Source organism: Methanobrevibacter sp. (genome assembly GCF_030539555.1).
Lineage (GTDB): Archaea > Methanobacteriota > Methanobacteria > Methanobacteriales > Methanobacteriaceae > Methanocatella.
In genome coordinates this window covers 40652-50948 of the sequence record NZ_JAUNXX010000007.1, presented here as the reverse complement: position 1 = coordinate 50948, position 10297 = coordinate 40652, and the positions used below count along the sequence as shown (strand labels likewise).

10 protein-coding genes are annotated in these 10297 nt (G+C 34.8%); 7 read left to right on the top strand and 3 right to left on the bottom strand.

Going from position 1 to position 10297, the window contains the following annotated elements; translation table 11 throughout:
• The first annotated feature begins 566 nt into the window (after nucleotides 1–566).
• Both iscB and Q4Q55_RS03090 read left to right on the top strand, forming a co-directional pair.
• Complete coding sequence (iscB, locus tag Q4Q55_RS03095) at nucleotides 567–1826, top strand: RNA-guided endonuclease IscB (protein ID WP_303371356.1); 1260 nt, start codon at nucleotides 567–569, stop codon at nucleotides 1824–1826.
• Between the two features lie 230 nt (nucleotides 1827–2056).
• Complete coding sequence (locus Q4Q55_RS03090) at nucleotides 2057–2191, top strand: hypothetical protein (protein ID WP_303371355.1); 135 nt, start codon at nucleotides 2057–2059, stop codon at nucleotides 2189–2191.
• A 716-nt stretch (nucleotides 2192–2907) separates the two neighbouring features.
• Here the strand turns inward: Q4Q55_RS03090 and Q4Q55_RS03085 are convergent.
• Nucleotides 2908–3786 carry an ROK family protein gene (locus Q4Q55_RS03085; RefSeq protein WP_303371354.1) on the bottom strand — a complete coding sequence of 293 codons (879 nt, stop codon included), beginning with the start codon at nucleotides 3784–3786 and terminating at the stop codon, nucleotides 2908–2910.
• 469 nt (nucleotides 3787–4255) lie between these two features.
• On the opposite strand from Q4Q55_RS03085, the gene Q4Q55_RS03080 reads away from it, so the two are divergent.
• Nucleotides 4256–5815 (top strand): hypothetical protein, encoded by a 1560-nt coding sequence (locus Q4Q55_RS03080; RefSeq protein ID WP_303371353.1) that lies wholly within the window; start codon nucleotides 4256–4258, stop codon nucleotides 5813–5815.
• Between the two features lie 49 nt (nucleotides 5816–5864).
• Here Q4Q55_RS03080 and Q4Q55_RS03075 read toward each other — a convergent pair whose 3' ends face one another.
• Nucleotides 5865–6380, bottom strand: a complete 516-nt coding sequence (locus Q4Q55_RS03075; protein ID WP_303371352.1) for a flavodoxin family protein — start codon at nucleotides 6378–6380, stop codon at nucleotides 5865–5867.
• On the bottom strand, nucleotides 6377–6835 hold the full coding sequence (locus tag Q4Q55_RS03070; protein WP_303371351.1) for a flavodoxin: 459 nt from the start codon (nucleotides 6833–6835) through the stop codon (nucleotides 6377–6379). Before Q4Q55_RS03070 ends, Q4Q55_RS03075 begins: the two co-directional genes overlap by 4 nt.
• 218 nt (nucleotides 6836–7053) lie before the next feature.
• Here Q4Q55_RS03070 and Q4Q55_RS03065 point away from each other — a divergent pair, with 218 nt between their 5' ends.
• Genes Q4Q55_RS03065 through Q4Q55_RS03050 form a run of 4 tightly spaced genes read left to right on the top strand, consistent with a single transcriptional unit; the run spans nucleotide 7054 to nucleotide 10297 of the window.
• Nucleotides 7054–7824, top strand: a complete 771-nt coding sequence (locus Q4Q55_RS03065; protein ID WP_303371350.1) for a uroporphyrinogen-III synthase — start codon at nucleotides 7054–7056, stop codon at nucleotides 7822–7824.
• Complete coding sequence (locus Q4Q55_RS03060; protein WP_303371349.1) at nucleotides 7817–8920, top strand: glycosyltransferase; 1104 nt, start codon at nucleotides 7817–7819, stop codon at nucleotides 8918–8920. Before Q4Q55_RS03065 ends, Q4Q55_RS03060 begins: the two co-directional genes overlap by 8 nt.
• A 4-nt stretch (nucleotides 8921–8924) precedes the next feature.
• Nucleotides 8925–10019 (top strand): UDP-galactopyranose mutase, encoded by a 1095-nt coding sequence (glf, locus tag Q4Q55_RS03055; protein ID WP_303371348.1) that lies wholly within the window; start codon nucleotides 8925–8927, stop codon nucleotides 10017–10019.
• An 8-nt stretch (nucleotides 10020–10027) separates the two neighbouring features.
• On the top strand, nucleotides 10028–10297 hold the full coding sequence (locus Q4Q55_RS03050) for a signal recognition particle subunit SRP19/SEC65 family protein (protein WP_303371347.1): 270 nt from the start codon (nucleotides 10028–10030) through the stop codon (nucleotides 10295–10297).

Below are 10297 nucleotides of genomic sequence, written 5' to 3'. Positions count from 1 at the left end.
AAATTTACCTTAAAAAACCATCATATATAAGTTAATATAATTTAAATCTAATAGAAATGCAATTATATTCTAAAAAACATAAAAATGATTGGTTTTTAATATGACAGCGGAAATTCTTATAATGAAGAAATTTCAAAAGACAACTTAACAATTATCAATGAAACTTTTGAAAAATTTAAAATAACAAATAAATCTAGAGTAAATGATTTTATGAAAGGAATTCACGGATAGGAACAGGAAATATCAAAACCGATACTTAATTCTGTAGAATCTTTACCAAAAGAAGAATTAGCAAACATGTTTAAACTACCACGGCTTGTAGAAGCCGTGGATTTTCTAGAATTTTCTGGAAATCCACTAGTTTAATAGACAGCGGCCCATATGGTCTACGTTACTCAAGAATATATTATAGGTACCGTGGAATGTTTAATCCCAGTTCCACGCTCTACGGTGTAAGTGGTTAAACATGGTTCTGAGATGGTAGGAACTGTGCTGCTCACAAATTTTTAAACCTTGAGATAACATTGTCGAGGGATAAAATTACTCAGGAATAGGAGGTAAACTTTATGTTAGTTTACATACTAAACAAGAATGATAAGGCTTTGATGCCTTGTAAACCAAGAAAAGCAAGATTATTATTAAAAGAAGGTAAAGCAAAAGTAGTTAATCGCACACCTTTTATCATACAATTAAGGTATGGTAGTAGCGGTTATACACAACCGGTTAATCTGGGTGTGGATGCAGGAAGCAAATATATAGGATTGTCTGCAACAACAGAACAAAGAGAATTATTTAAAGCTACTGTGGAGTTGCGACAGGATATTCCTAAATTGTTGGAGTCTCGCAGAAGCCTGCGCAGAAGTCGCAGAACCCGAAAATTAAGGTATCGTCCTGCAAGATTCAATAACCGTGGAAAAAAAGGAAAATTGGCTCCCAGCATCCAGCATAAAATCAATAGCCATTTAACTATCATTAAAAAGGTCTGCGGCTTTATTCCGGTGACAAACACTATTGTTGAGACTGCTGAATTTGATCCACATAAACTTAAAAATCCAGACATTCAAGGTTCAGAGTATCAGGAGGGTGATGCTATGGGTTTTTATAATGTTAAAGTGGCAGTTTTAAGCAGAGACAATTATAACTGCCAAATATGCCAAGCACAAAATACCCAACTACAAGTTCATCACATACGATTTAAAAGCCACGGAGGCTCAGATAGCATGGAAAACCTCACAACACTATGCAAAGACTGCCACGAAAAAATACATAAAAACGAACTAAAATTCAACAAAAAAGTCAAATCATTTAAACATGCATCACACATGAACATCATGAGGAAAAGATTGGTGGAATTGCTTAAAAATGAGTTTGATAATGTTTATGAAACTTTCGGGTATCTGACTAAATACCATCGCGAAAAACTAGGCATTAGTAAGTCCCATTGCAATGATGCATATGTAATCAGCCATAATTTCAATGCAGAACAATCCAATGTCGAATTCCTATATCGCAAAGTCAGAAGACATAACCGCCAGATACATAAAGCTAAACCAGGGAAAGGAGGCATACGCCAACGCACTCAATCACCATACATCGTTAACGGATTCAGAAGATTCGATAAAGTAATGTATAATGGAATAGAATGCTTTATCACAGGCAAACGCAGCAGCGGTTACTTCCAACTGAAAAAATTTGACGGCACTGTGATTAGTCAAGGAGTCAGTAGCAAACGATTAAGATTATTGGAACCTATTAAAGGTTGGTTAGTAGATTGGAGGGCAGCAATTCCTCCTCGACCTAAAGAGGTCGAGGTATCCTTGCCGTAAGACAGGTGAATCTTTAATCCATATCACCTCCCTGAAAAGAAAAGTTTCATCTGACTTACAAACAGTTGGAGGAGATATTGATGTTGCTATAATATCAAAAGGGGATGGATTCATATGGAAAAAAGGAAACAATATTTTGATACCAATTTAAATCCCCAATTTTTCAATAAATATGATTGCAAAAACTATTAATAAATTAAATAATAAACATTAAATTAAGTGATAAAATCATGATTTTTAAATCAAAAAATCTTCATGATAATCAGATATATGATGAAGCATATTTTAGACAATTAGGTAAAGATTTAGCAAAAAAATCTATTTCAAATCTTAAAAAAGAACTTAAAGAAATATCAGATATTTAACATTATATGATTTTAAAATCAACCGTTACAACTGTTTTTATTAGAAAAAGACAAAATATTTTAAATCAGTTTAAACCTTCAATTTTTTTGAAATGAATATAAATGGTTATTTATAAAATATAATTAATTAATAAGATGAAATGATAAATATGATAATTAAATCAAAAAACACAGAGAATATGCTTCTACCTTCTAAATCATATCTCTTCAACCTTGCAACTAAATTAGCTAAAGAATCTGCAGTTAATTTTAGAAAAGAAATAGATTTAATGGATGATTAATTTAACACATCCCTTCTGATTTCCACCTTACCCGTACTGAATTTCAGACTAATAATATAAATTCAAATCCAAAAATAAAAACCATTTCTTAATATCCTCTTTTCAAAATTATATACTAATCAATAAACTACAATTCATAAATATTAAAAAAAATGAGAGGATTAACATGATTATTAAATCAAAAAATAATGGAGATGCGCTCTTACCTTCTATAGAAGACTTAACAATGTGGGCATTGCATCTGCTAGAGAATCCTTGGCAAATTTTAGAAAAGAAATCGATTTAATGGATGATTAAGTTTTTATAGATTTTTACAGAAAATAAATATTTAATTACTATTAACATTCTCTCGGCGGACAGAATTAACAGATACTAAACTATTTTTAAATTATTTAGGTTATATCATATGAATTTCATGTATTTCATTTACTAAACTTAAATTTCCCAGTACAAATCATCAACAATTCTCATGGCCCCATAAACAGCGGCTTTTTCTTTCATCTCAGATATGCAGATTTCACTATCTTTAAATGCAACTTCCATAAAACCTTCATTAATTGTATCCAAAAGCAAGTCTCCGGCATTTGAAACTCCGCCGGAAATTATTATGACTTCCGGATCAAATGCACTGCAGATTACTGCAAGCAGCTTTCCAAATTTGAAATATATCTCATGAATTATTTTCAAGGCCACTTCATCACCGATTCTTGCCTGTTCAAAAATATCTTTGGCAGTGAATGTTTCAAGATCTCTTAATGAAGAATAATCATTGTTTGATTTTAAATAGTTTTTTGCTGTTTGTACAAGTCCCACAGCCGATGCGTTTTCTTCGGGAGTTTTTGAATCAAGATAGATATGGCCAATTTCACCGGCAGCACCATTATGACCTTCCACTATGTGACCATTGACTATCAAAGCCGCACCTATTCCTGTTCCGATTGTAACTAAAAACAGGCTTGTGTAATCTTTAGACTCCCCGAGTGCCTGCAGGTTCACGTCATTTAAAACAATTACTTTAATGTTGACTCTAGACTGAAGTAGACCGCCAAAATCACATCCTGACAGATTCAGATTAATGGCCTTCTCTACAATGCCTTCTTTTACAATGCCTGCTATGCCTATTACAATAGCCTTAAAATCAGTACTTTTAAGCTTTAGCTTTGCAATTTCATTTTTGATTTCATTTTCAAGCATCTCCAGTATATTGTCTTTTGGAGTCGGAACCCACCATTCGGATATTATCTCATCTGAAATGAAAACAGAAAAATTTGTTGATGTTCCACCCAAATCAATTGAAAAGGCATAATTTCTCATATTTAATAGTTTAAAATAATATTTTATAAAAAATATTCTGTTTATTTAGAACCCTCTGCATGTTGGAAAGTTCAAATATTCCCACCACATGAATCTGCAGAAAACACTGCCAAACCAACCCCTAAAGATTATAAACATTCAATTACATTGTCCAATTTGAATACTGTCCAACAAATGTTATTTTTAGATTTTATCAAGAATTTTACAATTTTTAAATTCAATCTTCGCCAGTGCATGTAATTACAAATTCATTTAAAATTTCAATATCAAATAAGAAAAGACACATTCAAAAGAGGAATTGGTCAAATTAACCGTTGGAAATGGAGAACCATTTTCAAAGCGTTTTTTAAATATAACCATCATTTGAATTTTCAAACTGCATACCTGATATATAACTAACAAATATAATTAAACAAAGTCGTAATTCTTATTGAAAATACTTAAATATGACTTTAGAGTTACTATTTTTATGAACAAAAAATATCTGATTGCAGCAATTGCAATTGTAATTATAATAGGAGTAGGCGCATTTGCACTGACAAACACGAACACCTCTTCGGGAGGCACATCAGTCAATGTTGATGCAAGTGCACTTGAAGATATGGGAAATCTCGTAGTGAATGCCAGTGAAGAATCCAAAGAAAAAGGATTAATTTCAGCTAGCACAAGCGATTTAAACTCTATTTTAGTAACCAACAACGGTAAATTAACATTGAAAAATTCAATTGTAAACAAAACTGGAGATACAGCTACTTCAGGTGATGATGCTGACTTTTATGGTGTAAACTCCGCAGTTTTAGTTAACACAAACGGAACTTTGGACATTTCAAATGTTGAGATAAACACCAACTCAAAAGGATCCAACGGTATTTTTGTAACAAATGCTGAAGCTTCAAGCAGTGGAGATTCCAGCCAAGGCAGTTCAGGTGATGCAAGTCAACCTCCAGAAGCTACCGGAGGAGACGCAGGACAAGGCTCAAATGACGGAGGACAACCTCCAGAAGCTACCGGAGGAGACGCAGGACAAGGCTCAAATGACGGAGGACAACCTTCAGAAGCTACCGGAGGAGACGCAGGACAAGGTGGGGGAGATCCATCAGGAGCAAGTGATGTTTCAGGAACAACTGAAGCAACAATAAATAATGTCAAAATCACAACACATTCCGACAAATCAAGAGGACTTGATGCAACCTACAACGGTAAAATTACAGCCACCAATGTTGTAATTAATACTGACGGTCAAAGCTGTGCTGCTCTTGCAACAGACCGTGGAGAAGGCCAAGTCCATGTTACAAACTCTGAAATCAATACAGGAGTAAGCAAAAACAGCGGCAGAGGGTCACCTTTAATTTATTCAACCGGAAACATTACCGCCGAAAATAGTAAAGGTACATCTTATGTATCTCAAATTGCATGTATTGAAGGTAAAAACTCAATTGAACTTACAAATTGTGATTTAACCGGTTACGCAGAAGGAAACCGTCAAGACGGTGATGAATATGTTGATTTGGGTGGAGTATTTATCTATCAAAGTATGAGTGGAGATGCAGATGTTGGAACATCTCTATTTACAGCTGAAAACTCCAAACTGTCAATAGCTGAAGACTCTTCAGTATATAAAGAAGCACCAATGTTTCATGTTACAAACACTGCATGTGTTGTTGACTTGAAAAACACTGAATTAAGCTTCGGCAGTGGAACATTCCTGCAGATAGCTGGCCAAAACCAATGGGGAACTACAGGCTCCAACGGAGGAGTATGTGAACTCAACACAGACAACGAAAAAATAGACGGTAATGTTATTGTTGATTCCATCAGTTCTCTAAACTGGACCATGAAAAATACAGAATTTAAAGGAGCCATAAATTCAACCGGAAACACAACAGTTAGTGTGGCTGATGGTTCTACCTGGACATTAACCGGAGACAGTTCCGTTTCAAGTTTGGCGGTATCCGGTGAAATTGACTATGGCAGTTACACTTTAACAGTCAACGGTCAGAAATACTCAAGTTCAAATCCTTACAAATAGAAAATTAGAAAGTGGAGGATTTATCCTCCAATAACTTTTTTTAAAAATTTTAGCAGCCAAAACCTGCATCATACACTTCTTTTAAAAGTTCAGGTTGGGATTTAGCATCCCCGATTACAGTAAAGACAGCTTTTTCTGTCGGATTTTTGGAAAAACTGATGAAATCCCTGATTCCAGTCAGTGCATTTCCGTTTGATGCTCCGGCGGAAGTTATGATATAATAATCTTTGTCTTCCAATTGGTTGAATATCGGATAGCATCTGTCAAAGAATCTTTTTAGAGTTCCGCACATGGAATAATAGTAAATCGGAGTTGCATATACAATAACATCGGCCTCCATCATCTTATCTAAGACTTCGGCAAGTCCATCTTCCTGAAAACACTTCATTTCAGGAGTTTTGCATTTCATGCATGCCTTGCATGAATGGAATCTGATTTCTTCGAGATTATACTTTACGGCGGCATTGTCACCGTCAAGGGCACCTCTTACAAATTCATCACATAATGTATCTGAATTTCCACCGATTCTTGGTGAAGAACTGATTACAATGACTTTTTTATTCATTCAATCCACTCCTTAGCTTTTGAAACATCACCCATGAATCTCATTCCTTTTGCAAAGTCAAGATCAGGATATGCATTTTGAAGGTCACTTACACATTTGTCGATTCCAGATCCTCCGGATGTGCAGAATGCCTTGATTGTCTTACCTATCAAATCAACGCTTTCTATAAATGTGTTTATTATTGATGGTGCTGTATACCACCATACCGGGAAGCCTATTACAACTATATCATATGCTGAAACGTCACAGATTTCGGCAATAGGTGGTCTGAATGATTTGTCGTTCATTTCAATGGTTGACCTTGAATTTTTGTCTGTCCAGTCCAAATCTGCAGGAGTGTAGATTTCCACAGGTTTAATTTCGAAAATGTCATAATCGTTTTCACCTGCAATCTTTTCTGCTACGTTTTTTGTAACACCGCTTGCTGAGAAATATGCTACCAATACATTGCTCATATTATCACCTGTTTGTAATTATGATTTTCATATTATATAATTGTTAACATTCGCAACAATATATATTAAACCCCTTACGACTTCTCAAAATCAACCAAAAAATCCAAAACAAAACAATTTAACAAGTTAAATCAATATTAAAAATTTTTCAAATTAACAAACATTATAAACCAATAAAAACAAAATATAAAACATTATAAATTAATGAAGGTAATGAAATGTCAAAACCTGTTGTTGCAATAACAAGGCCAAAAGATAGGGCAAAAAAGGCTTGTGAGATTGTTGAAAAATTGGGAGGCAGTGCGATTCTAGCACCGACACTTGATTTGGAGCCGGTCAACAGCGAATCTTTGAAAAATCTTGTATCAAAAAAAGACGAACTTGACTGGATTATATTCACATCACCGACAACAATCGTTTCACTTAATAAATTCCATCCGGAATTTTTAAAAAGCCTAAATTGCAAATTGGCAGTTATTGGAAATAAGACTGGAAAATTAGCTGAAAAAAATGGATTAACAGTTGATTTAATGCCTCAGGACTTCACTGCCGAAGGGTTGATTGAAGAGTTCAAAAAACGCGAGATTACAAACCAAACCATTGGGATTCCAAGAACTGCTTCTGCAAGACCTATCTTGCCAGAAGAGCTTGAAAAGCTTGGAAATAAAGTGATTTTGGCCGAAGCATACAAATCCCTGTTTCCGATGGATGACAAAACTGTTAAAGAACTGATTGACATGATTGAAAATAAGGAAATTGATGCCATCACTTTTACAAGCCCGCTAACTGTCGAAAATTTCTTCAAAATAGCCGACAACAAACAGGAACTTGCAAAAATATTGAATGACAATCTGCTCACAGTCTGTATTGGACCAATCACTGCTAATGTTTTAGAGAAATATGATATTGCCTACATTTACCCTGACACTTACACAGTTCCGGATATGATGGAATTATTATTTAAGACTTGGAGAGAAGAAAATGAATGATAAAATAAGCATTATTTTACCAATTTTTAATGTCGGACCTCATCTTAGAGGAGGGATTGACTCTCTAATAAACCAAACTATTGGAAATGAAAATCTAGAAATTATCATGGTTAATGACTGTTCAACTGATGGATCCGATAAGATAATCGATGAATATGCTGAAAAGTATGACTGTTGCGTGGCAATACATCATGAAACCAACAGTGGCGGAGCTCACACTCCCCGCAACACAGGCATTGAAGCATCCACCGGAGACTACATCATGTTCCTGGATCCAGACGACAGGTACACTCCGGATGCATGTGAAAGACTGTACAGTGCAATCAAGGAATATGATGTCGATTTGGCATTTGCCCGTTTTAGAAGAATATTCGAATATGGTGGCTATGTTCAAAAGTCATATTCACCGTATCTGGATGATTTGGAAAGTGCCTATCCTGATGAAACTTTTGAGTCTGCAAACTTCCTCGATGTTCCGGACGTTATTTGGGACAATGTTATCGAAAGAGTTCTTTACGGTAAAACATTGGAAATAACATATCCCAGAGACAAACCAGTAGACATCATACATGTGGACAATATCGAACAGGAACCGGATTTATTGAAAATGCAACCGTCAGTATGGTGTAAAATTTACAAACGAGACCTGATAATGGACAACAATATTCGTTTTAAACCGTATGTGACCGGAGACGACATGGCATTTACCCTGGAGGCACTGTTAAATGCAAAAGGTATTGTATACCTGAATAACTTCATCTCCTATGATTACTACATCCGTGACCTGCCGGATGACAAATCCATCACAAATACTGTTAATGTGAGACTTTTAGATGAACTTATGGAAGCTTATATCTACTGCAGAAAGAAAACTGAAAACTTTTCAAAAAACGTGCAGACAGTATCACTTAATCCTCACCTGCTTCACTGGATGCATACCTGGAAAAACTCTCCATTTACAAAAGAAGAGAATAAATTACTATTAAGTAAAGTTAACAAACTTAAAAAGATTCATAAAAGTGATTTGAAATCAAGAATGTTGTTAACATCAATGACAACAGCAATAGAATCCAAAATACAAATTTCAAAGGAGTAAAACAATGACTGATTATAATTATGTAATTGTTGGTGCTGGTCTGTCCGGTCTTACAATAGCTGAGAGAATAGCTAATGAATTAGATGAAGAAGTACTGATTATCGAGAAAAGGGACCACATCGGTGGAAACGTATATGATTTTTATGATGATGGACTTTTAATTCAAAAATACGGGCCTCATATTTACCATACAAATGATAAAAAGGTTCATGATTATCTTTCACAGTTTACCGAATGGAACGATTACGTCCACAGGGTCTTAAGCTATGTTGACGGAAAGCTCGTTCCAATGCCTATTTGTATTGATACCCTGAATGCATTATATGATTTGGATTTGGATGAAAAGTCCATGCGCAAGTGGATTGATGAGCACAAAGAGGACATTGATGAGGTGAAATCCTCTGAGGATGTTGTTTTAAAAAATGCAGGACGTGACATTTACGAAAAACTATTTAAAAACTACACAGAAAAGCAATGGGGAACATCAGCTGCAAATCTAAGTTCCAGCGTCATTTCAAGAATTCCTTTCAGATTCAACCACGACGACAGATACTTTGCAGACACTTATCAGGGAATGCCAAAAGAGGGATTTACTAAAATGTGTGAAAACATGATTAAATCCGATAAGATTCATGTTGGTCTCAAATCAGACTACAAGGACTACATCGATAAAATTAACTATGAAACCCTTGTTTATACCGGTCCGATTGATTACTTTTATGATTATAAGTATGGGGAACTCCTGTACAGATGCTTGAACTTCGTGTATGAAATCATTGATGAAGATTCATATCAGGATGTTGCAGTGGTCAACTATCCGAATGACCCATACTTTACAAGAATTACCGAATTTAAAAAATTAACCTGGCAGGATGTGGAAGGAAAAACCGCTATCATGAGGGAATATCCCGGTTTTAATGGCGAGAAATGTTATCCTTATCCAACTCAGGAATACCTGGACAAATTCAAATTATACGAAACTGAAATGGAAAAAGAAGAAAATGTCATCTTTGCTGGAAGACTAGCCAAATACAAGTATTACAATATGGATTTGGTTGTAAAAGATGCATTAGATATTTTTGAAAATCAAATTAGATAGGTGTTACTATGATTACTGTATGGCCACAATATTTAAATAAAAATTTAAGTCTTTCCGAAGGTCGAAAAATCGCAAAAGAGTACTGCGTTAGAGATCCCACAATCAAAGATATTGAAACCGCCCTCAAAAGACTTAATCTGAAATATGAAGTGCAAAAAGAATTTTCATATCCTGGAAAATGGTATGAAAAATCTGGAAGAATACTTGTTGAATGGGATAAGACCAAATTGGAGCTTATCCGCGAAATTAGTTTAAAAATAAAAGAAATTAAAAAATGA